This window comes from Arthrobacter sp. Y3222053 (assembly GCF_059092805.1).
The window spans coordinates 93,098-113,702 of the sequence record NZ_JBNHIA010000001.1; the positions used below are offsets into that span (position 1 = coordinate 93,098).

Below are 20,605 nucleotides of genomic sequence, written 5' to 3' on the forward strand. Positions count from 1 at the left end.
GGCCCGGGCGGGCGGGGCTAGCTGAGGATGAAGTTGAACGTCCCCGCCGCCAGGGCCGCCGCAACGGCTCCGCCGCCAAGCAGCACCCCGTAGCCGGCCACCGCCGCGTCCAGGGGGCTGAAGGCCGAGGTCCGGGACCAGGTGCGCGGCCCGGCGCCGAATCCCCGGGCCTCCATGGCCGCCGCCAGCCGGGAGGACCGCCGCACGGCCTGCACCAGCAGCGCCAGCGCCTGGCCCGGGAAGTCCTTCAGCCGGGCCGGGCCCGAGGAGCTGCCGGCCCCGCGCGCCCGCCGGGCCAGGCCCAAGGTTCGCCACTCCTCCACCAGCAGCCCCACCAGCCGCACGGCGGCCAGCGCGCCCAGGACGAACCGCTCGGGCAGCTTCAGCTTCTGTGCCAGCGCATCGGCGAGATCGGTGGGGTCCACCGCTGTCAGCAGGAACAAGCCGGGCAGGGCAATCGCCAGGCCGCGCAGCGCGATGGCGGTGCCGGCCGCGACGGAATCCGTCGTGAACAGCAGCGGCCCCGCCTGAAGCAACACCTCCCCGGTCTTCTCCGCGAGCAGGGCGGTGGCGTATCCGGCCAGCAGGGCCGCCGGCAGCACCGGCCAGAACCGCAGCAGGATGGCCGGGCGGATCCGCAGCAGCGGCAGCAGGGCCAGCTCGCCGGCCAGCACCACCGCCGCACTGACCCAGTCCACGGTGGCCAGCACGGCCAGGGTCACGGCGACGGCCGCGGCGAGCAGGGACAGCGGGTTGGCGCGGCGCAACGTGTTCATGCCCCGGCCCCCCGCAGGACAGCGGCCGGCCCTCCGGCGGCCGCGGCGCTGCCCCCGCCCACCTGCAGGCGGGCGGCGTCGAGCGCGGCCAGGAAGTCGTCGTCGTGCGTCACGGCGACGACGGCGCGGCCGCCCGCGGCCTGCTCGGCGAGCAGGCGCACCAGCTGCGCCCAGGTCCGGGCGTCCTGGCCGAAGGTGGGTTCATCCAGCAGCAGCACCTGTGGCGCCGCCGCCAGGACCGTGGCCACGGACAGCCTGCGTTTCTCGCCGCCGGAGAGGGTGAACGGGTTGACGTCCATCAGGTGCCCGAGCCGCAGCCGTTCGGCCAGCTCCTCGACGACGGAGCTCCGCTCACGGCGGATGCGCCGCGGCCCGTAGGCCAGCTCGTCCCGTACCCTACCGGTGAGGAACTGGTGCTCGGGTTCCTGGAACACCGATCCGATCCGCTGGATCAGCTGCGGCGGCTTCCACCGCCGCGGCTCCGCCGCCAGCGTTCCGCGCAGGGCCGGCTCGGCGTGCAGCGAACCGGCCCGGGGCGGGGTCAGCCCGCCCAGTGCCAGGGCGAGGGTCGATTTGCCGGCGCCGTTGGGCCCGACGACGCCGAGCACGGTGCCCGCCTTCAGCTGCAGGTCCACGCCCGCCAGCACGGGTCCGGCGTGCCGGCTGCGTGCCACGGCCAGGTCCTCGGCGGTCAGGAGCGCATCTCCCGGGGCCCCAGGGGCCGGCAGCGGCGGGCCGCCGTCGGCTGCCAGCGGATCCAGGCCGGGCACCCAGACCCCTGCGGTGGCCAGCTGGCTGCGGACGCCCTGCCCGCCCAGCACCTGCTCCGGCGGACCGTCGGCGAGCAGCCCGCCGTCGGCCGCGAGCACGAGCACCCGGTCCACGACCGGGGCCCACACGGCGGTGCGGTGCTCGACCACGATCAGGGTCGCCCCGGTGCGTTCCACCGTTCGGGCGACGGCGTCGCGGACCTCCAGCACTCCCGCCGGATCCAGATTGGCGGTGGGCTCGTCCAGCAGCAGCAGGCCCGGCTGCATGGCAAGCACGGCGGCGAGGGCCAGGCGCTGCTTCTGGCCGCCGGAGAGGGCGGCGGTGGGATGCCCGGCCGGCAGGTGCCCCAGTCCGACGTCCTCCAGCGCCCGCGCGGTCCGGGCCGGGATCTGGGCTGCGGGGACGCGCAGGTTTTCGGCACCGAACGCCACCTCGTCGCCCACCCGGGAGAGCACCACCTGGCTCTCGGGGTCCTGCAGCACCAGGCCGGCGCGGCCGCGGGCGCTGCGCGGGTCGGCGCCGTCGATGCTCAGGCGCCCGGACTGCTCGCCGCCGCCGTCGCCCTCGTCATCGGCGAGGATGCCGGCCAGCGCGTGCAGCAGCGTCGACTTGCCTGCGCCGGACGCTCCGAGCAGCAGGACCCGCTCGCCGGCGCGGATGTGCAGGTCCAGTCCGCTGACCGCGGGCCGGCGGCGCCCGGCGTGCCGCCAGCCGAACCCCTCGGCGCGGACTTCGGCCGGGGCGGCGGGCTGATCAGGCATCGGCGCTGCGGCCGGCCGCGAACTGGGACAGGGCGCCGGTCCGCGCCAGTGCACGCATCGCCAGCCAGGAGAGCAGGCCCGCGATCACGAGTCCGGACACCGCGGCGAACAGCACGTAGAGGCCCTGCCACTGTGCGGCCCATTCGACGTTGTAGAGGATGTTCTCGCTGACGCCCAGGAAGACCCCGGCGGTCAGCCCGGCCAGCAGCGCCACCGGCAGGGTGTACCGGCGGTAGAGGAAGAGCAGGAAGACCAGTTCCGCGCCCAGGCCCTGGACGGCGCCGGAGAGCAGGACGGACAGGCCGTAGCTGGTCCCCAGGACCATGGACACGGCCGAGGCCAGGACCTCGCAGTAGATCGCGGCGCCGGGCCTGCGGATGATCAGCCCGCCCAGGACGCCGGCGATCAGCCAGCCTCCGCTGTAGAGGCCGAGCAGGGGCGGGAAGGCGGCGGTCAGGGCGCCGATGCCGCCGGCGCCCAGGGACCAGGCCCAGAAGACCACGCCCACGGCGACGGAAAGCACCGACGCGGTGACGATGTCCACCACCCGCCAGCGGGCGGAGGCGCGCCAGGATGCGGCGAACCGGGCGCCCCACCGGGGGCCGGGCGACGGCGTCGGGTGCGGGTCCGGGCTCGGGGCCGGCGGGGTGGAGCGGGGCTGCGGCGCGCTGCCGGAAGTGTTCTGCATGGAAATCCTCCTGGGTTGCAGGAGGGGAGGGAGAACGCCGGAACCGGCGCCGCCCCTGAGATCTCGACTCCCTTCGCCGGTACTAACCGGATCAGGTTCGAGGGTCTGCGGTGATCCGCACTCTCAGCGCCCTGTGCCGTGCCCGGTGTCCCGGTCCGCGGCGGCGCTCCCCTGTCGTGTGTTGGCGCTACCACTGTACATCCGATCGGGACGCGTGGGGCGGCTGTGTCGTAGGGTGGGGTCAAAGCCCCACAAGCGAAGGAATGCCCATGAACGTGATCCTCAAACTGCTCGGCACCGGCGTCAGCATCCTGGCCGGCATCGTCTCCGCCAAGGCCCTGGACTTCGTCTGGGAGAAGGCCACCGGGCAGGAGCCGCCGAAGGACGCCGAAGGCAGCCTCGAGGCCTCGCTGCGCTCGGCCGTCGTCTTCGCGCTGGTCTCCGGCGCGGTCAGCTCCGCGATCCGCGTCCTCACCAACCGGGGCACCCAGAAGGCCATCCAGCGCTATAAGCGCACCCCCGAGGTCGTCTGACCCGCGGACCTATCCTTCGAGCCGGCGGCGGCTGCGGCTGCCGCCGGCTCCGTCCGTTTCACGGGCGGCAGCCAGCTCCTCGGCGGACAGGTTCCCGGTTTGGTGCACGTCGTCCACCTGCGGATCGGCGTCGGCGCCCTCCTCAGCCTCCTGCGCCTCGGTGATGTAGCGCTGGGCGCGCTCGACGACGTCGTCCAGCTCGTCGATGCTCAGCAGCTCCGGCCGCAGGTGCTTGGTGCGGTAGCCGGCGCGGCCGATCATATGGGCGCTGACCGGGGCGGTCAGCAGCATGAGCAGCCAGCACAGGAACAGGACCGGCAGCAGCTTCCAGCTGGCGAACTCCACCGCCATCGCGGAAAGGAACAGCAGCAGGCCCAGCACCTGGGGCTTGGACGCCGCGTGCATGCGGCTCATCAGGTCCGGAAAGCGCATCAGGCCGATCGCGGCGGCCAGCGACATGAGGGCCCCGCCGATCATGAGCAGGCCGACGACGGCGTCGTGGAGGTTCTGGGACATGGTTACCTCCTGTCCGTGACGAAGCGGGCGACGGTGACCGAGCCGATGAAGCCGACCAGCGAGATCGAGATCAGCAGCGCCAGGTAGTCAAGGTGCCGGTTGACGATCATGTCGGTGGCCAGGCCGGCGCCGACCACCGCCAGCAGCACGTCCGCCGCGAGCACCCGGTCCAGGATGGACGGGCCCAGGACGATCCGGCCGATGGCGCCGAACGCCGACACCGCCAGCATGACGGCTACGATCACCGTAAATACGTTCATCATGCGCCTGCTCCCTGCTGTGCGTCGTCGAGCTTCCCGTCGGTGCGCTGCTCATCGGTCCTTAGCAGCTGCAGGTCCTCGCGGCTGCCCATGGTCCGGATCAGCCAGGCCTCGGTGCTGCGCACGTCCCGTCGGATCGCCTCCGCCTGCTCCTCGTTCGCGACGTTCAGGCAGTGCAGGTAGAGGGTGGAGGTGGAGCGGTCCACGTCCACTACCAGCGAACCGGGAATCAGCGACAGCGCATGGCCGGTGGCGGTGGTCAGCAGGTCGGACCGGGTCCGCAGCTTGACCGCCACCACCGCGTTGCGGATCCGCGGGCCCTTCCGAATCGCCAGCCACAGCACCTCGAAGCTGGCCAGCACCAGCTTGTACAGGAAGCGGAGGCCGAAGCCGAGTGCGTACAGCAGGTTGAACCTGCCGCTGAGCTGCACCGGAGGCAGGTAGAAGATGCGCATCACCACGGCGGCGATGACCACCCCGAACGCGAGGTTGGAGAGGCTGAAGTCCTGCCAGAGCGCTCCCCAGACAAAGACCAGCCAGATCAGCAGCGGCAGTTCCTTGATGACCGAAAGGTGGCGTCGTCTGCGGCTCACGGCATGGCCCCCTCTCCCAGGACCGCTTCGATGTACGGGGTGCGCTCCAGCAGGTCCATCGCCGCGTTGTCGCTGAGCTCATAGAGCGGACCCGCGAAAACGGTCAGGGCGAGACCCAGGCCGACCAGGCCCAGGGTGGCGCCGACCATGCTCTTGGGCAGCAGGGTGACGGCGTCGCGTCCGGAGAACCGCCCGCTGTCGTGGTCGGTGACGTCCACCGAGCTGTTCAGGCTACGCCCGTCCGGGCCCACCGCCAGCAGGATCGGGTCCGGGTGCACCGCGTCCTCCGGGGTGCGCCAGAAGGCGCGGTTCCAGACCCGGGCCATGACCAGCAGGGTCAGCAGGCTGGTGACGGCGCCGGCGGCGACCAGCGCATAGGCCAGCGGCGTGCCCAGGTCCACGCCGGCCTGCATCAGGCCGAGCTTGCCGAGGAATCCGGAGAACGGCGGAATGCCGGCCAGGTTGATCGCCGGAATGAAGTACAGCACCGCCAGCAGCGGCGACAGCTTCGCCAGGCCGCCCAGGCGGTCCATGTTGGCCGTCCCGCCCCGGCGTTCGATCAGCCCGGTGACCAGGAACAGGCTGGTCTGCACGGTGATGTGGTGCACCACGTAGAACACTGCGGAACCGATTCCGACCACTGAGGAGACCGCCAGGCCGAAGACCATATAGCCGATGTGGCTGACCAGGGTGAACGACAGGAGTCGCTTGATGTCGGTCTGCGCCAGCGCGCCGAGGATGCCCACCACCATTGTCAGCCCGGCAACGACCATCAGCAGCGAATTGATCCGGTCCCCGGGGAACAGCAGCGTCTCCGTCCGCACCATGGCGTACACGCCGACCTTGGTCAGCAGGCCGGCGAACACCGCGGTCACCGGTGCCGGCGCCGTCGGGTAGGAGTCCGGCAGCCAGAAGGACAGCGGGAAGACGGCGGCCTTGATGCCGAACGCGACCAGCAGCATCACGTGCAGCACCATCTGGGTATCCGGGTCCAGCTCGCCGAGCTTGAGCGCCAGGTCGGCCATGTTGACCGTGCCGGTGGCTCCGTAGACCATCGCGATGGCGATCAGGAACAGCAGCGAGGAGACCACGCTGACGACCACGTAGGTGACGCCGGCCCGGATCCGGGGGGTGGTCCCGCCGAGCGTCATCAGCACGTAGCTGGCGGTCAGCAGGATTTCGAAGCCCACGTAGAGGTTGAACAGGTCCCCGGCGAGGAAGGCGTTGGAGACGCCGGCAACCAGGATCAGGTAGGTGGGGTGGAAGATCGAGATCGGTCCGTCTTCGTCGCCGTCGGTCATGCCCTGGCCGGTGGCGTAGATCAGCACCGCCAGGCTCACCGCGGAGGAGATCACCAGCATCATCGCGGAGAACTGGTCCACCACCATGGTGATGCCGAACGGCGGCAGCCAGCCGCCGAGGTTGACGGCCTGCGCGCCGGTCTCCCAGACCGAGGCCAGCAGCAGGCACTCCAGCAGCAGGGTCAGGCTGAGCAGGCTCACGCTGACGATCCGCTGGGAGCGCTGATGGCGGATCAGCAGGAAGGTGACCGCGGCGCCGAAGATCGGCAGGACGACGGCGAGGGGGGCAAGGCTCGGACTCATCGGCGGGCCTCTCCTGTCGTGTTCGGGTTGTCGACGCGCAGCGAACCGGGCGCTTCCTCGGCCTCTTCGGGCGGGGTGAACTCGGTGGTGTCCTCGGGCACGTCGGCGTCGTCCTCGGCGTCGAAGCTGGACTGGCTGGCAACGCGGCGGTCTTCGATGTCCACCTGGACCTCGTCCTGCCGGCCCAGGATCCAGGACCGGTAGACGATGCCCAGCATGAACGCCGTCACCGAGAAGGAAATGACGATCGAGGTCAGGATGAACGCCTGCGGCAGCGGATCGTTGTAGGCCTCCGCGGGGGTGTCCGCGTTGAACAGCGGGGCCAGGCCCTCATACCCTCCGGTGGTCAGCAGCAGCACGTTGGTCGCGTTGCCCAGCATCGACAGGCCGAGCACCACCCGGGTCAGGCTGCGCTCGAGCAGCAGGTAGATGCCGGCGGCGTACAGCGTTCCCATGATCAGCAACAGGGTGAGATTCACGCTCATCGGGCCACCTCCCCTTCATTGACGAGCTGCGGTTCCGGCTCGACAAGCTGGCCGCCGGCGTCGTCGTTGTCGTTGCCGTCTTCGCTGCGCTCGTCGATTTCGGAGCCCAGGCTGCGCAGGACATCGAGCACCAGCCCGACGACGACCAGGTACACGCCGATGTCGAAGATGGTGCTGGTGACGAACTTGACGTCGCCGAACACCGGCAGCGTGAACTCGAGGATCGCGCTCTGCAGCACCTGTCCGCCCAGCAGCAGCGGGCCGGCGGCCGAGAGGGCGGCCAGGCCCAGGCCGCAGCCGAGCAGGGTGCCGGCGGAGACCGGGCTGGCTTCGGCCAGCTCGAACCGGCCGCCGGCCAGGTAGCGGATGGTCAGGGCCAGCCCGGCCATGAGGCCGCCCGCGAAGCCGCCGCCGGGCAGGTTGTGCCCGGCCAGCAGCAGGTAGACGGAGAAGATGATCACCGTGTGGAACAGCAGCCGGGTGACCACTTCGAAGATGATCGAGCGCCGCTCCGGTGCCAGCGTCCGGCCGGCCACGAGCCAGGGATTGCGGCGGACGGCGGAGAACTTGCGGGCCAGGGCGAGGGTGGCCTCGCGCCGCGGGCTGGCCAGCAGTTCACGCCCCCGGTCCACGGAGCCGGTGGCGATGTGCTCGGCCCGGCGTCGGCGGTCGCCGCGGCCGCGGACGAAGATCAGCGAGGCGATGCCGGTGGCGGCCATGGCCAGCACGGCGATCTCGCCGTAGGTGTCCCAGGCGCGGAGATCCACGAGCGTGACGTTCACGATGTTGTATCCGCCGCCGCCCTCATAGGCCAGCTGCGGGTACTCCAGCGAGATCGGCGCTGCGGTGCGGGCCGCCATCGCGGACATGGCGATGATGATCATGGTGACGCCGAACGCGATGCCCAGGGCGGCGCGCAGCGCGCGCTGGCCGACGGGCTCCCGCTTCCACATCCGCGCGGGCAGCGACCGCAGGGCGAGGACGAAGGCCACCAGGACGATCGTCTCCACCAGGGTCTGGGTCAGGGCGAGGTCCGGGGCTCCCTGCAGGGCGAACAGCAGTGCCAGCCCGTAGCCGCAGACGCTGACCATCAGCACCGCGAGGAAGCGCTTGTTGGCGCGGGCCGCACCGATGGCGCCGGCGGCGATGGCCAGGGCGATCACCACCTGCAGCGGATTGTCGAACCAGTGGAACTCGCCGAGGCCCGGAACGCCGCCGCGGAGCAGGATGATGGCCGGGGCGGCCGTCGCTACGCTCAGGATCACGAACAGGTAGAAGGTCAGCGAACCGCGCTGGGTGCGGCCGGTGACCCATACGGCGACGTCGTCCAGCACGCCGATCAGACCGCGGTAGGAGCGCTCGGCCTCGAGCGGGACGGAGAGGGCGCGCTGCGCGCGGAAGACCCGGTCACGCAGCAGGAACAGCACGACGCCGGCCGCGAGGGTCAGGGCGGTCAGCCCCAGCGCCGGGGTCCAGCCGTGCCACAGGGCCAAGTGCGTGTCGGGTCCGTCGGCCGGGAAGAGACCCGCGTAGGAGGCGATGACCTTGTCCAGGGGTGCCGGCCAGAGGCCGAAGAGCACGCTGGCCGCGGCCAGGACGGCGGGGGCGGCGAGGAACGCCGGCGGGACCGGCTTGAAGCTGATCGGGTCCACGCCTGGCTTGGCCGCGAAGCCTCCCCACACGAAGCGGGCGCTGTAGGCAAAGGTGAGGATGGAGCCGACCACCACGCCGATCAGCATGAGCGTCCCGACCGGGCCGGTCTCGGCGTAGTGGACGAAGGTCTCGTACACCGACTCCTTGGCGACGTAGCCCAGCAGCGGCGGGATGCCGGCCATGGACGCGGCGCCGATGGCCGCCACCACGGCCAGCAGCGGAGCCGCGCGTCCGACGGCGGAAAGTCTGCGGATGTCGCGGGTGCCGGACTGGTGGTCGATGATGCCGACCACCAGGAACAGGGTGGCCTTGAAGAAGCCGTGGGCCACGAGCAGGCCAAGGCCCGCCAGGGCCGCTTCCCGGGTGCCCAGGCCCGTGACGATGGTCAGGAAGCCGAGCTGGCTGACCGTACCGTACGCCAGGATCAGCTTGAGGTCATGCTGGCGGAGCGCCCGCCAGCCGCCGAGCAGCATGGTGAGCAGGCCCAGGCCGAAGACCATGGGATGCCACAGCGGGGATTCCGCGAATCCCGGGGCCAGGCGGGCGACGAGGTAGATGCCGGCCTTGACCATGGCCGCGGCGTGCAGATAGGCACTGACCGGGGTGGGCGCCGCCATTGCGGCCGGCAGCCAGAAGTGGAAGGGCACCAGAGCGGACTTGGACACCGCGCCGACCAGGATCAGGGCGACGGCGATGTCGATCAGGGTTCCCCGGGCCAGCAGCTCGGGTGCGGCGGCGAGGATCTCGGAGATCCGGTAGGTGCCGGCCGCCTGGCCCAGCATGATCATGCCGACCAGCATGGTCAGCCCGCCGAAGGTCGTGACGATCAGCGCCTGCAGCGCGGCCCGGCGCGCCGAGAGGCGGTTCGACGCATAGCCGATCAGCAGGTAGGAGAGGATCGTGGTGATTTCCCAGAAGATGAACAGCAGGATCAGGTCATCGGAGGTCACCAGGCCGAACATCGAGGCCGCGAAGGCCAGCAGCTGGGCGCCGAAGGAACCCATCTTCGGGTCCTCCGGGCGGAAGTAGCGGGCGCAGTAGAACAGGACCAGCGCGCCTACGCCGAGGATGAGGATCGAGAGGACTGCGGCGAGCGTGTCCATGCGGAACGCGAGTTCCACCCGCAGGTCGGGGATCCAGGGGATGATCACGGCCGGCGGGGCGTTCGGCGCCCCGGATTCCAGCGATTGGTCGGCGCCCGTGTAGCTGGGGAACGTCGCCATCAGCCAGACGAAAGCGCCTGCCGGGACTGCGGCGAGGATGTAGAAGGCCGATCGGCCAAACCAGCGGAAGAATACGGGCGCCGCCAATGCCACCGTGAACAGGACGGTGAGCACAACGAGCACTAGGTTTCTCCCAATCTCTCTCTGGCGAGCGAGGTGTCGCGGCCGCTGCCACGGCCGTGCGGATATCAAGATGTCAAGGCGTTCCGGAGCAAAGCCCTTGGATCTATTCTACCCGGGGCATAAACATGGGCGTCACCAACAGCGCATCCACAAGGGGCAACGTCCCGCAGGGGCGGCGAAATTCCCGACGGAAAAACCCCGCGGGCGTCCGCACTGCCGCTAGGCTCTGCCTATGGTCTCCAAAGCAACAGGTCAGGGGCGCAGCGCCGCGCCCGCCTCGCCGCCCGTGCAGCGTCTCCGCGTCCTGGCCTGGGCCAGCTGGGACTGGGGCTCGGCTTCCTTCAACGCGGTCATGACCACCTTCGTGTTCACCGTGTACCTGACCAGCGACGCCTTCGGCGGCGAGGACCACGCCACCTCGGTGCTCAGCTTCGGCCTCGCAGCCGCCGGTTTCGCCGTTGCGCTCACCGCTCCGGTGGCCGGGCAGCGGTCGGACCTCGGCGGGCGGCGCCGGCTCTGGCTCTCGGCCAACACGCTGGCGGTCTGCCTGCTCACCGGGCTCTGCTGGTTCGTCTACCCCTCGCCCGGGTACCTGCTCCTCGGCGTCGCCCTGATCTCCCTGGCCCATGTGTTCAGCGAGTTCGCCGCGGTGAACTACAACTCCATGCTCACCCAGGTCTCGACGCCGGCGACCATTGGCCGGGTCAGCGGTTTCGGCTGGGCCATGGGCTATGTGGGCGGCATCGCGGCCCTGGCGCTGGTCCTGGTCGGTTTCGTGAACCCCGAGGTGGGCTGGTTCGGCGTGACCGCCGACGACGGAGAGAACCTGCGCGCCGTCGCCCTGTTCTCCGCGGCCTGGTTCCTGATCTTCGCCCTGCCCGTGATGTTCGCCGTGCCGGAGGTGCCGCGGCTCGAGCGCGCCGAACGCATGGGCATCGGCGCCTCCTACCGCCTGCTGTTCCGGCGGATCAAGGCGATCTACCGGACCAGCCCGCACACCATCTGGTTCCTGCTCGCCAGCGCCGTGTTCCGCGACGGGCTGGCGGCGGTCTTTACCTTCGGCGGAGTGATCGCCGCCGGAACCTTCGGCTGGGACCTCACGCAGGTGATCATGTTCGCGATCGCCGGCAACGTGGTAGCGGCGGTCGGCTCCGTCATCGGCGGCTTCCTGGATGACCGGGCCGGTCCCAAGGCCGTCATCGTCGCCTCCCTGATCGGCCTGCTGGTCAGCGGCACGGCGGTCCTGGTGCTGGGACCCGAAACGCGCAGCTTCTTCGGCACCGAGTGGAGCGGGGACACCACGTTCTGGGTCTTCGGCCTGCTGCTGTGCCTCTTCGTCGGCCCCGCCCAGTCCGCCTCGCGGGCCTTCCTGGCCCGGCTGGCACCCGAGGGCGAGGAAGGCGAGCTGTTCGGTCTCTACGCCACCACCGGCCGTGCCGTCAGCTTCCTCTCGCCGACCCTCTTCGGCGCCTGCATCGCCATCTTCGGGGCCCAGCGGTACGGCATCCTGGGCATCCTCATCGTCCTGGCGCTGGGGCTGGCGGCGCTGCTGCCGGTCAAGGCACCGGGCCGGACGCCGAAGGCCGAGGTGCCGCTGCCCTGACCGGCGGCGGGACCGGCGGCCGTGCCGGCGCCCAGGCCTAGACGCCGGTGCGGTGGAAGTTCAGGTGGCTGCGGGAGGCGGTGGGGCCGCGCTGGCCCTGGTAACGGTTGCCGTACCGCTCGGACCCGTAGGCGTACTCGGCCGGCGAGGAGAGCCGGAAGAAGCACAGCTGGCCGATCTTGGACCCCGGCCAGAGCTTAATCGGCAGGGTAGCCATGTTGGACAGCTCCAGGGTGACGTGGCCGGAGAAGCCCGGGTCGATGAACCCGGCCGTGCTGTGGGTCAGCAGGCCCAGCCGGCCCAGCGAAGACTTGCCCTCCAGCCGGGCGGCGATGTCCTGCGGGAGGGTCACCGTCTCGAAGGTCGACCCCAGCACGAACTCCCCCGGGTGCAGGATGAAGGGCTCATCCGGAGCCACCTCCACCAGCCGGGTGAGGTCCGGCTGGTCCAGCGAGGGGTCGATGTGGGCGTACTTGTGGTTGTCGAAGAGCCGGAAGTAGCGGTCAATCCGCACGTCGACGCTGGAAGGCTGGACCATATCGGGGTCGAAGGGGTCCAGGCCGATCCGCTCGGCGGCGATTTCGGCTCGGATGTCGCGGTCGGAAATCAGCACCTTCTAAAAATAACGCATCGGCACCCGCGGGCCCGGCGCGCAGCCCGGACCCACGCACGGTTCCGGACCCGCGCGCCGCCGGCCGGCGCGGTGTGGAAGACTGGGCTGCCATGGAAAACGATCCCAAGGAGGCCCCCATGGACCTGTCCGTGCCGACCGGCAGTCCGAACCCCGCAGGAGACGCACTGGAGGAGGCCATCGAGGCCGGCCGGGAAGGACGCCTCAGCTCCCAGGAGCTGCTCGGCGTGATCTGGACCGCGGAGATTCTCTCCGTGGGCCGGCTGGAGGAGGAAGGCAACCCGGACACGTTCCAGGCTTTGGTGCTGAAGGCTCCCGACGGCGGCGCCCCGGTGGCGGCCACCTTCACCAAGGAGGACCGCATTCCGGCGAAGATCCGCGATGCCGCGCCGGTCATCGTCCGCGCCTCGGGGCAGGCCACCATCCGCAGCATCGCGCCGGGCTACGGACTCGCGATCAACCCCGGTTCCGACCTTGGCCTGGAACTGGGCCCGGAGGGCGTGGAGGCCATCGTCCAGGCGGCCGGGCAGGCCGTGGAACGCGGTGCGGGCACCCCCGGCACCGACGCCTAGCAGCCGACGGCGGGCTGCGGGCGGTTTACCTGTTTCCACCCGCTTTCCCCCGGCCGGTCACATTTCGGTGCAGGTCAGCGGCTGATTCGTCCGCCCTCCTTGCGGTGTCGGTACCCGGGCCTAGTCTTGGACCCTCACCAGGAGGGCTGAACCGTGAAATGTGCAATCGTTCCCCCGTACGTACTGGCCCGGATCGCCGAGGCCCACCCCCGCCTCCCGGTCGCGGCCGACGCCGCCCGCCGGGCCCTGTCGGAACTGGAACCGCTGAACCGGGCCCGTCGGGAGGCCGGCGCGTCGGTCGGGCGCCGCGGCGGCACCGCCGTGGCCGCCACCCTGCGCCGCCAGGTCAGCGACGCCCGGAGCCGTGAGGAGCTGCCCGGCGTGCCGGTGCGCGGCGAAGGGGACCCGCCTGCGGGCGACCCCGCCGTCGACGAAGCCTACGACGGGCTCGGCGCCTTCTATTCGTTCCTGGAAACGGCGTACGGCCGTTCCTCGCTGGACGGGGCAGGTTACGGGCTGGACGCCACCGTCCACTACGGGCGCGAGTACGACAACGCCTTCTGGGAGGGCAGCCGCGTGGTCTTCGGCGACGGTGACGGCGAGGTGTTCAACCGCTTCACCGTGTCGCTGACCGTCATCGCGCACGAGCTGGGGCACGGCCTGGTCCAGTTCGCCTCTCCCCTGGACTACCAGGACCAGGCCGGGGCGCTGAACGAATCGCTGTGCGATGTCTTCGGGGTCCTGGCGGAGCAGTACCTGGGGCGGCAGGCAGCCGACGACGCCGCCTGGCTGGTGGGCGCCGGGCTGTTCACCCCGCAGGTCTCGGGGGCCGCCCTGCGCTCCCTGAAGGCGCCGGGCACTGCCTACGACGACGACGTGCTCGGCCGGGACCCGCAGCCGGCCACTATGGCCGGCTACGTGCAGACGTCCTCCGACCACGGCGGCGTGCACATCAATTCCGGCATTCCCAACCACGCGTTCTACCTGACCGCGGCCCGCCTGGGCGGCTTTGCCTGGGAACGGGCGGGCCAGATCTGGTTCGACACCCTGACGGAGCAGCAACTGCCCCGGGACTGCACCTTTCGGACCTTCGCTGCGGCCACTGTGGCCGCGGCGGAAAAGCGCTACGGCGTCGGGACGGTTGAAACCTCGGCTGTGCAGGCCGCATGGGAAGCGGTTAACGTCATGCTATGAGACTCACTGTCGTGCGCAGCGGCGGGCTGGCCGGTATGCGTCGGACGTGGAGCGCGCAGCTCAGCTCCGAGGAGGCCGAGCAGCAGTGGCTGCCGCTGTTCCGGCACCCGCCGGACGCGGACGACGCCGGGGCCGACCGTTTTACCTATGAGATCTCCGTAGGCCCAGCTGCGGTGACCATCCCCGAGGCCCGCCTCACCGGCCCGTGGCGGGAGCTCGTGGAGCGCGCCCGGGCAGGCGACGGCGGCCGGCCGGGCGGGGGCGGCAGCCGCGGCTGAGCCCCGCCGGCGCCGTCCGTGACGCACCCCCGCCGGGCGGTTCGCCGACTGCCCGTGCTTGCATGTAAAGTAGGGTCCGTTGCCGCGCCAGGGCGCGGCGGCGCGGGCGTAGCTCAATGGTAGAGCGCTAGCTTCCCAAGCTCGATACGCGGGTTCGATTCCCGTCGCCCGCTCGTTTCCGGCTCCGGCCGGAGGAAAACCCCGGCCCCGCGGCCGGGGTTTTCCTCGTTCATGGGTCTTCCGCCGCGGCGGCCGCTCCGGCCGGAGCCCGCGCTTCCCTGCAAGAGAACCCGCCCCGCCGGGGCGGGCGTAGAATGGGCGCCGATGAAACGCACAATGTTCAAGTCCAAGATCCACCGCGCCACTGTCACGCACGCGGACCTGCACTACGTCGGGTCCGTCACGGTGGACCTTGACCTGCTGGAAGCCGCCGACATCCTGCCCGGCGAGCTGGTCGCCATCGTCGATGTCACCAACGGCGCACGCCTGGAGACCTATACGATTGCCGGCGAGCGCGGCTCCGGCGTGATCGGCATCAACGGCGCCGCCGCCCACCTGGTCAACGTCGGCGACACCGTCATCCTCATCACCTACGCCGCGATGGAGGACGCCGAGGCGCGCGCCTTCGTGCCCACCGTGGTCCATGTGGACGCAGAAAACCGGGTGCTGGCCCTGGGCAGCGACCCGGCCGAGGCCCTCGCCGCCGGCGTCGAGGCACCCCCGCTCTCGCTGCACCGCCTGCCCTAGGCGCGCCGCCGGTGCTGGGGGTACTCACCGGATTCGCCGTTGTCTGGATCATCATCGGCGTCGGCTATGCCGTGGGCCGGCTGCAGGTTTTGGGCCCCGGCGCGCAGCAGGTACTGAGCCGGCTGGCCTTCTTCGTCGCCTCCCCTGCCCTGCTGCTGGTCACGCTCAGCGACGCCGACCTGCACCAGGTGTTTTCGCTGCCGCTGCTGGTCGCCGCGGGATCGGCGGTGTCGACCGCCCTCCTCTACCTCCTGGTCACCCGCTGGTGGCTGCGCCGGACCCTGCCGGAGCTGCTGGTAGGCGGCATGTCGGCGTCGCTGGTGAACGCCGCGAACCTGGGCCTTCCCATCGCCGTCTACGTGCTGGGTGACGCCGCGCTCATCGCCCCCGTGCTCATTTTCCAGCTCGCCGCCTACACCCCGGTGTTCCTGCTGCTGATGGACGCCACCGGCGGAGCCCGGGGCCCCTCCGTCCGGGCCGTCGCGGCGCAGGTGGGCCGCAACCCGATCATTATCGGCACGCTGATCGGCCTACTGCTCTCGGCCACCGGCACCACCCTGCCGACCATTGTGCTGGAGCCGATCACCCTGATCGGCGGGGCCGCGGTCCCGGCGATGCTGCTGGCCTTCGGGATCTCCCTGGTGGGTTCCCGGCCCCTGGAGAAGGCCGCCGGCCGGCGCGCGGACGTCCTGCTGGCGTCGGCGTTCAAGCTGTTCGTCCAGCCGGCCCTGGCCTTCCTGCTGGCCCGCTGGGTGCTGGGCCTCGAGGGGCACCTGCTGTTTACCGTGGTGGTCTGCGCGGCCCTGCCCACGGCCCAGAACCTGTTCGTCATGGCCTCCCGCTACGATCGCGGCGTCGTGATCGCCAAGGACACGGTGCTGCTGACCACCATTGCCTCCCTGCCGGTCCTGGCCGCCATCGCCGCACTGCTGGCCTGACCCGCCCCTTCCACGGTTTCCGGCGATCACGCCCGCGGCTATGGGTTTTCTTCGGCTTTGCCCGGTTTTCAGTGGAAAATCCTCCTGTCTTGGGCATACTGTCAGTCGACAGGCTGCTGACGATTCCTGCGGCCCACGGGAGAACAGCCCGTGCCGACAACGACGTGGAGGCACACGCCCATGGCAAAGGTTGCAAGACAACGGGGCTCCAGCCGAGGGGGAACGCGGGCGGCAGCAGGCTTGGTCCTGGCCGTCGGTGCCACGCTCCTGACCGGCTGCGCCGCGGATGACGGCACTCCGACACTGACCTGGTACATCAATCCCGACGACGGCGGGCAGGCCGAACTCGCCTCACGCTGCACCGACGCAGCTGAGGGCGAATACCGCATCGAAACCTCGCTCCTGCCCAGCGACGCCGCCTCGCAGCGGGAGCAGCTGGCCCGCCGCCTGGCAGCGGGAGACCAGACGATGGACATCATGAGCCTGGACCCGCCGTTCGTGCCCGAGCTGGCCGAGCCGGGCTTCCTGGCGCCCGTGCCCGAGGACGTCGCCCAGCGCACCACGCAGAACATCGTGGAAGGCGCTCTGCAGGGCGCCACCTGGAACGACGAAATCGTGGCCGTCCCGTTCTGGGCCAACACCCAGATCCTCTGGTACCGCAAGTCGGTGGCTGAGGCGGCCGGCCTGGACATGACCCAGCCCGTGACCTGGGAGCAGATCATGGAAGCGGCGCGCAGCCAGGGCAAGTACCTGGGCGTGCAGGGCGCCCGGGCCGAGTCCATGACCGTGTGGGTCAACGCGCTGGTCGAATCGGCCGGCGGCGCCATTGTGGAGAACCCGGAGGCTCCGGCCGACGAGATCCGGCTCGGCCTGGACACCGAGGCCGGCACCCAGGCCGCTGAGATCGTCTCGACCATCGGCACCGAGGGGCTGGGCGGGCCGGGCCTGCCTACACAGACGGAAAACACCTCCATGGTCCAGTTCCAGGGCGACCAGGGGTCGTTCATGGTGAACTACCCGTTCGTCTGGCCCGCCACCAACGCCGCGGTCGAGGAGGGGTCGCTGCCGGCCACGCTGATCGACGACATCGGCTGGGCGCTCTATCCCCAGGTCAACGCCGGTGAGGAGACAGCTCCTCCGCTGGGCGGGATCGACCTCGGCGTGGGCGCCGACAGCAGGTACCCCGACCTGGCCTACGACGCCATCGAGTGCATCGTGCAGCCGGAGAACCAGGCGTACTACTTCGTCAGCAACGGCAACCCGCCGGCGAACACCGACGCCTACAACGACCAGGCCGCCCTCGAGTCCTTCCCGATGGCGGACACCATCCGCGAGTCGCTGGAGCTGGCCAAGCCCCGGCCGCAGACGCCGTACTACAACGAGGTTTCGACCGGCATCCAGCAGACCTGGACGCCGCCGGCCGACGTTGATCCGCAGACCACGCCGGAGACGAGCCAGGAGTTCATCCTGGCCGTCCTCAGAGGGGAGAAACTGCTGTGAGCACTTCCGTTGAGACCCTTCGCGGCAGGCCGGCGGAGACCGGCGGCGGCAACGGCCGGCAGAAGCTGAGCGACCGCGCCCGGGCCGAGCGCCGGCTCGGGTTCTGGCTGGCCGGCCCGGCGTTCATCATCATGCTGGCCGTCACCGCCTATCCCATCCTGCTGGCACTGTGGGATTCACTCTTCCGGTACCGGCTCACCGCTCCGGGGGAGCGTGAGTTCGTGGGCCTGACCAACTACGCGGTGATCCTGTCCGACGGCGTCTTCTGGCGGGACCTGGGCGTGACCACCCTGATCACCGTGGTCACGGTGGTCATCGAACTTGTCCTCGGCTTCGCCCTGGCCCTGGTCATGAACAGTGCCCTGAAATCCGTGCGCGGCTGGCTGCGCACGGCCATCCTGGTGCCCTACGGGATCATCACCGTGGTCTCGGCGTTCGCCTGGTTCTACGCCTTCGACATCAACTCCGGGTACATCAACAGCTGGTTCAGCTGGGTGCCCGGCATCAATCCGGACCTGAACTGGTTCGCGGACTTCGGCACCGCCATCACGGTGATCATGGCCTCCGAGATCTGGAAGACGACGCCGTTCATCTCCCTGCTGCTGCTGGCCGGCCTGGCGCAGGTGCCCGGGGAGCTGACCGAAGCGGCCGCCGTCGACGGCGCCACCTGGTGGCAGCGGATGCGCAAGGTCATCATCCCGAACATGAAGGCCGCCATCATGGTCGCCGTCCTGTTCCGTGCGCTGGATGCCTTCCGCATCTTCGACAACGTCTACATCATGACCAACGGCGCCTACGGCACTGAAGTGCTCTCGCTGCTGGCCTACCGGACGTCGATCAGCAGGCTGGAAATCGGCCTCGGCTCAGCGGTGTCCGTGCTGCTGTTCCTCTGCGTGATCCTGATCTGCTTCATCGCCATCAAGCTGTTCAAGGTGGACCTGTCCGGTGCACGAGGGGGTAATTAGATGCAGAAATCATCCACCCGCCAGCGGGTTGTCTGGGGGGTCATCTCCGTCCTGGTCATCCTCTACGCCCTGTTCCCGGTGGCCTCGATCCTGGCGACCTCGTTCAAGACCCCCGCGGGGCTCACCTCGGGCACCTTCCTGCCGACCACCTGGACCACCGGCAACTACGAGCAGATCCTGGTCGGCGACGCCCAGGAGCTGTTCCTGACGGCCCTTCGGAACTCGGTGGGCATCTGCCTGATCGCCACGTTCATCGCCGTCATCCTGGCCACGCTGTGCGCCTATGCCATCGCCCGCCTGGACTTCCCCGGCAAACGGCTGGTGCTGACCACGGCGCTGGGCGTGTCCATCTTCCCCGTCATCTCGATCGTCACCCCGCTGTTCAACCTGTGGCGGAACATCGGCCTCTACGACACCTGGCCGGGCCTGATCATCCCCTACCTGTCGCTGACGCTGCCCATCTCCATCTGGACCCTCGCCGCGTTCTTCCGCCAGATCCCCTGGGAGCTGGAGCAGGCTGCGCAGGTGGACGGCGCCACCACGTGGCAGGCATTCCGAAAGGCCATCGTGCCGCTGGCCGCCCCGGGCGTGTTCACCACGGCGATCATCGCCTTCTTCATCGCCTGGAACGACTTCGTCTACGGCATCTCGCTGACCTCCACCGAAGCCGCCCGCCCGGTGCCCGCCGCCCTCGCGTTCTTCACGGGTGCGTCGCAGTTCGAGGAGCCGACCGGCGCAATTTCCGCAGCGGCGATCATCGTGACCATCCCCGTCGTCGTGCTGGTGCTGCTGTTCCAGCGGCAGATCGTTTCCGGCCTCACCCAGGGCGCCGTCAAGGGCTGACGCCCTGCCGTCCGGACATAGAAAAGGATCACGAACAAAATGGCATCCATCACCCTCAACAACCTGGTCAAGAAGTACGGCGACGGGTTCCCGGCCGTCAACGACGTTTCCCTGGACATCGCCGACGGCGAGTTCATTATCCTGGTGGGCCCGTCCGGCTGTGGAAAGTCCACCCTGCTGCGGATGATCGTCGGGCTGGAGGACATCACCTCCGGGGACCTGCTGATCAACGGTGAGCGGGTCAACGACAAGGCGCCCCGGGACCGCAACCTGGCCATGGTGTTCCAGAACTACGCCCTCTACCCGCACCTGACCGTCTTCGAGAACATCGCCTTCCCGCTGCGGCTGCAGAAGGGCAAATACTCCGATGACCAGATCCGGAAGCTGGTCACCGACGCCGCATCCACACTGGAACTGACCGATCACCTCGACCGTAAGCCGGCCAACCTCTCCGGCGGCCAGCGGCAGCGCGTAGCCATGGGCCGGGCGATCGTCCGGCAGGCCGACGCGTTCCTGTTCGACGAGCCGCTGTCGAACCTTGATGCCAAGCTTCGCGGCCAGATGCGCTCGGAGATCTCGCAGATGCAGCGCCGGCTGGGCATCACCAGCGTCTACGTCACCCACGACCAGACCGAGGCCATGACCCTGGGCGACCGGGTCGCCGTGCTGAAGAAGGGCGAACTGCAGCAGGTGGCCTCGCCGCGGGAACTCTACGAACAGCCGGTCAACCTGTTCGTCGCCGGCTTCATCGGCTCGCCGTCGATGAACTTCCTGCCGGCCACCCCCGCCGGCGAGAACACGCTGAGCACCGCCGTCGGCGATATCCGGATTCCCCCGGAGAAGGCAGCCAAGGCCGCCGGGAAGAAGGTCGTGCTGGTCGGCATCCGGCCCGAGTTCTTCGAGGACGCGTCGCTGGTCGACGAGTCCAAGCGGGCACACGGTTCCACCTTTACCGCCCCGATCACCCATACCGAGTGGCTGGGCAACGAGCAGTACGGCTACATCCACTTTGATCCGACCCCCGAGGTGCGTGAGCTTCTCAACAGCCTCGCCCGGGACATGGATGCCGACGAGCTGCGCCCGCAGGTGGTCGTCACCCTGGACGCGGCAAGCCGCATCCGCGGCGGCCGCGACGCCGAGTTGTGGCTGGATACCCGCAAGATCCACATCTTCGATCCGGAGACGGGCGAGAACCTGACTCGGGACGCCGACGCCGGTGCCCGGCTCACCGAGGAGGCCAACAGCCAGCGCGCCGAGGAGATCGCGATGGCGCGGGAGGAACAGGAGCAGGAGGTAGCCACGGCCCAGGACTGACCCGGCCTGTACAGGTGCCCGGCGGCGGGGTTCA

General features: G+C 69.9%; 21 protein-coding genes, 1 tRNA gene and 1 riboswitch. Of the genes, 12 read left to right on the forward strand and 10 right to left on the reverse strand.

Annotated features, from left to right (window positions below):
* Positions 1-17: 17 nt before the first annotated feature.
* From AC5RUW_RS00425 to AC5RUW_RS00435, 3 genes are read right to left on the reverse strand one after another with little or no spacing between them, the layout of a single operon-like run.
* Positions 18-776 carry an energy-coupling factor transporter transmembrane component T family protein gene (locus tag AC5RUW_RS00425; protein WP_494158862.1) on the reverse strand — a complete coding sequence of 253 codons (759 nt, stop codon included), beginning with the start codon at positions 774-776 and terminating at the stop codon, positions 18-20.
* Positions 773-2,308: an ABC transporter ATP-binding protein gene (locus AC5RUW_RS00430; RefSeq protein ID WP_494158863.1), complete on the reverse strand. Its 1,536-nt coding sequence runs from the start codon at positions 2,306-2,308 to the stop codon at positions 773-775. Before AC5RUW_RS00430 ends, AC5RUW_RS00425 begins: the two co-directional genes overlap by 4 nt.
* Complete coding sequence (locus AC5RUW_RS00435; RefSeq protein WP_494158864.1) at positions 2,301-2,996, reverse strand: ECF transporter S component; 696 nt, start codon at positions 2,994-2,996, stop codon at positions 2,301-2,303. The genes AC5RUW_RS00430 and AC5RUW_RS00435 overlap by 8 nt, the downstream gene beginning before the upstream one ends.
* Before the next feature lie 51 nt (positions 2,997-3,047).
* Positions 3,048-3,179, reverse strand: a riboswitch (TPP riboswitch).
* Between the two features lie 86 nt (positions 3,180-3,265).
* Between AC5RUW_RS00435 and AC5RUW_RS00440 the strand changes: the two genes are divergently transcribed.
* Positions 3,266-3,529 carry a DUF4235 domain-containing protein gene (locus tag AC5RUW_RS00440; RefSeq protein ID WP_494158865.1) on the forward strand — a complete coding sequence of 88 codons (264 nt, stop codon included), beginning with the start codon at positions 3,266-3,268 and terminating at the stop codon, positions 3,527-3,529.
* 9 nt (positions 3,530-3,538) lie between these two features.
* On the opposite strand, the gene mnhG is transcribed toward AC5RUW_RS00440, so the two are convergent.
* From mnhG to AC5RUW_RS00470, 6 genes are read right to left on the reverse strand one after another with little or no spacing between them, the layout of a single operon-like run.
* A complete protein-coding gene (gene mnhG, locus AC5RUW_RS00445) occupies positions 3,539-4,045 on the reverse strand; it encodes a monovalent cation/H(+) antiporter subunit G (protein WP_494005865.1) in 507 nt (168 codons plus the stop codon).
* Between the two features lie 2 nt (positions 4,046-4,047).
* Positions 4,048-4,308: an MrpF/PhaF family protein gene (locus AC5RUW_RS00450; protein ID WP_494158866.1), complete on the reverse strand. Its 261-nt coding sequence runs from the start codon at positions 4,306-4,308 to the stop codon at positions 4,048-4,050.
* On the reverse strand, positions 4,305-4,898 hold the full coding sequence (locus AC5RUW_RS00455) for a Na+/H+ antiporter subunit E (protein WP_494158867.1): 594 nt from the start codon (positions 4,896-4,898) through the stop codon (positions 4,305-4,307). The genes AC5RUW_RS00450 and AC5RUW_RS00455 overlap by 4 nt, the downstream gene beginning before the upstream one ends.
* Positions 4,895-6,502, reverse strand: coding sequence for a Na+/H+ antiporter subunit D (locus AC5RUW_RS00460; RefSeq protein WP_494158868.1), 1,608 nt, complete (start codon positions 6,500-6,502; stop codon positions 4,895-4,897). Before AC5RUW_RS00460 ends, AC5RUW_RS00455 begins: the two co-directional genes overlap by 4 nt.
* On the reverse strand, positions 6,499-6,987 hold the full coding sequence (locus AC5RUW_RS00465; protein ID WP_494005869.1) for a Na(+)/H(+) antiporter subunit C: 489 nt from the start codon (positions 6,985-6,987) through the stop codon (positions 6,499-6,501). Before AC5RUW_RS00465 ends, AC5RUW_RS00460 begins: the two co-directional genes overlap by 4 nt.
* Entirely contained in the window at positions 6,984-9,986 is a 3,003-nt protein-coding gene (locus tag AC5RUW_RS00470) for a Na+/H+ antiporter subunit A (protein WP_494158869.1), read from the reverse strand. The genes AC5RUW_RS00465 and AC5RUW_RS00470 overlap by 4 nt, the downstream gene beginning before the upstream one ends.
* A 232-nt stretch (positions 9,987-10,218) precedes the next feature.
* Here AC5RUW_RS00470 and AC5RUW_RS00475 point away from each other — a divergent pair, with 232 nt between their 5' ends.
* The gene (locus AC5RUW_RS00475) at positions 10,219-11,589 is read left to right on the forward strand and encodes an MFS transporter (protein ID WP_494158870.1); all 1,371 of its coding nucleotides are present in this window, start codon (positions 10,219-10,221) and stop codon (positions 11,587-11,589) included.
* Between the two features lie 37 nt (positions 11,590-11,626).
* On the opposite strand, the gene dcd is transcribed toward AC5RUW_RS00475, so the two are convergent.
* Entirely contained in the window at positions 11,627-12,202 is a 576-nt protein-coding gene (dcd, locus tag AC5RUW_RS00480) for a dCTP deaminase (protein ID WP_494005872.1), read from the reverse strand.
* A gap of 110 nt (positions 12,203-12,312) precedes the next feature.
* On the opposite strand from dcd, the gene AC5RUW_RS00485 reads away from it, so the two are divergent.
* The 10 genes from AC5RUW_RS00485 (at position 12,313) to AC5RUW_RS00530 (ending at position 20,571) form a co-directional block, all read left to right on the forward strand.
* Complete coding sequence (locus AC5RUW_RS00485) at positions 12,313-12,792, forward strand: SseB family protein (RefSeq protein WP_494158871.1); 480 nt, start codon at positions 12,313-12,315, stop codon at positions 12,790-12,792.
* Between the two features lie 153 nt (positions 12,793-12,945).
* A complete protein-coding gene (locus tag AC5RUW_RS00490) occupies positions 12,946-13,986 on the forward strand; it encodes a M4 family metallopeptidase (RefSeq protein WP_494158872.1) in 1,041 nt (346 codons plus the stop codon).
* A complete protein-coding gene (locus tag AC5RUW_RS00495; RefSeq protein ID WP_494158873.1) occupies positions 13,983-14,264 on the forward strand; it encodes a protealysin inhibitor emfourin in 282 nt (93 codons plus the stop codon). The genes AC5RUW_RS00490 and AC5RUW_RS00495 overlap by 4 nt, the downstream gene beginning before the upstream one ends.
* Before the next feature lie 102 nt (positions 14,265-14,366).
* Positions 14,367-14,437 (forward strand) — tRNA-Gly (locus AC5RUW_RS00500).
* A 151-nt stretch (positions 14,438-14,588) separates the two neighbouring features.
* Positions 14,589-15,011: an aspartate 1-decarboxylase gene (panD, locus tag AC5RUW_RS00505; protein ID WP_494158874.1), complete on the forward strand. Its 423-nt coding sequence runs from the start codon at positions 14,589-14,591 to the stop codon at positions 15,009-15,011.
* Positions 15,012-15,022: 11 nt separating this feature from the next.
* Positions 15,023-15,949: an AEC family transporter gene (locus tag AC5RUW_RS00510; RefSeq protein ID WP_494158875.1), complete on the forward strand. Its 927-nt coding sequence runs from the start codon at positions 15,023-15,025 to the stop codon at positions 15,947-15,949.
* A 180-nt stretch (positions 15,950-16,129) separates the two neighbouring features.
* Entirely contained in the window at positions 16,130-17,449 is a 1,320-nt protein-coding gene (locus AC5RUW_RS00515; protein WP_494158876.1) for a sugar ABC transporter substrate-binding protein, read from the forward strand.
* Complete coding sequence (locus AC5RUW_RS00520) at positions 17,446-18,414, forward strand: carbohydrate ABC transporter permease (protein WP_494158877.1); 969 nt, start codon at positions 17,446-17,448, stop codon at positions 18,412-18,414. The genes AC5RUW_RS00515 and AC5RUW_RS00520 overlap by 4 nt, the downstream gene beginning before the upstream one ends.
* Complete coding sequence (locus tag AC5RUW_RS00525; protein WP_494158878.1) at positions 18,415-19,257, forward strand: carbohydrate ABC transporter permease; 843 nt, start codon at positions 18,415-18,417, stop codon at positions 19,255-19,257.
* Between the two features lie 39 nt (positions 19,258-19,296).
* On the forward strand, positions 19,297-20,571 hold the full coding sequence (locus AC5RUW_RS00530) for an ABC transporter ATP-binding protein (RefSeq protein ID WP_494158879.1): 1,275 nt from the start codon (positions 19,297-19,299) through the stop codon (positions 20,569-20,571).
* Positions 20,572-20,605 lie beyond the last annotated feature (34 nt).

Excerpts from the sequence above, each read along its gene's own strand:
- panD (WP_494158874.1), top strand. The coding sequence starts at position 14,589 with ATGAAACGCACAATGTTCAAGTCCAAGATCCACCGCGCCACTGTCACG.
- AC5RUW_RS00515 (WP_494158876.1), top strand. The coding sequence starts at position 16,130 with ATGGCAAAGGTTGCAAGACAACGGGGCTCCAGCCGAGGGGGAACGCGG.
- mnhG (WP_494005865.1), bottom strand. The coding sequence starts at position 4,045 with ATGTCCCAGAACCTCCACGACGCCGTCGTCGGCCTGCTCATGATCGGC.
- AC5RUW_RS00460 (WP_494158868.1), bottom strand. The coding sequence starts at position 6,502 with ATGAGTCCGAGCCTTGCCCCCCTCGCCGTCGTCCTGCCGATCTTCGGC.
- AC5RUW_RS00435 (WP_494158864.1), bottom strand. The coding sequence starts at position 2,996 with ATGCAGAACACTTCCGGCAGCGCGCCGCAGCCCCGCTCCACCCCGCCG.
- AC5RUW_RS00425 (WP_494158862.1), bottom strand. The coding sequence starts at position 776 with ATGAACACGTTGCGCCGCGCCAACCCGCTGTCCCTGCTCGCCGCGGCC.
- AC5RUW_RS00475 (WP_494158870.1), top strand. The coding sequence starts at position 10,219 with ATGGTCTCCAAAGCAACAGGTCAGGGGCGCAGCGCCGCGCCCGCCTCG.
- AC5RUW_RS00530 (WP_494158879.1), top strand. The coding sequence starts at position 19,297 with ATGGCATCCATCACCCTCAACAACCTGGTCAAGAAGTACGGCGACGGG.
- AC5RUW_RS00450 (WP_494158866.1), bottom strand. The coding sequence starts at position 4,308 with ATGATGAACGTATTTACGGTGATCGTAGCCGTCATGCTGGCGGTGTCG.
- AC5RUW_RS00465 (WP_494005869.1), bottom strand. The coding sequence starts at position 6,987 with ATGAGCGTGAATCTCACCCTGTTGCTGATCATGGGAACGCTGTACGCC.
- AC5RUW_RS00485 (WP_494158871.1), top strand. The coding sequence starts at position 12,313 with ATGGAAAACGATCCCAAGGAGGCCCCCATGGACCTGTCCGTGCCGACC.
- AC5RUW_RS00525 (WP_494158878.1), top strand. The coding sequence starts at position 18,415 with ATGCAGAAATCATCCACCCGCCAGCGGGTTGTCTGGGGGGTCATCTCC.
- AC5RUW_RS00440 (WP_494158865.1), top strand. The coding sequence starts at position 3,266 with ATGAACGTGATCCTCAAACTGCTCGGCACCGGCGTCAGCATCCTGGCC.
- AC5RUW_RS00430 (WP_494158863.1), bottom strand. The coding sequence starts at position 2,308 with ATGCCTGATCAGCCCGCCGCCCCGGCCGAAGTCCGCGCCGAGGGGTTC.
- AC5RUW_RS00495 (WP_494158873.1), top strand. The coding sequence starts at position 13,983 with ATGAGACTCACTGTCGTGCGCAGCGGCGGGCTGGCCGGTATGCGTCGG.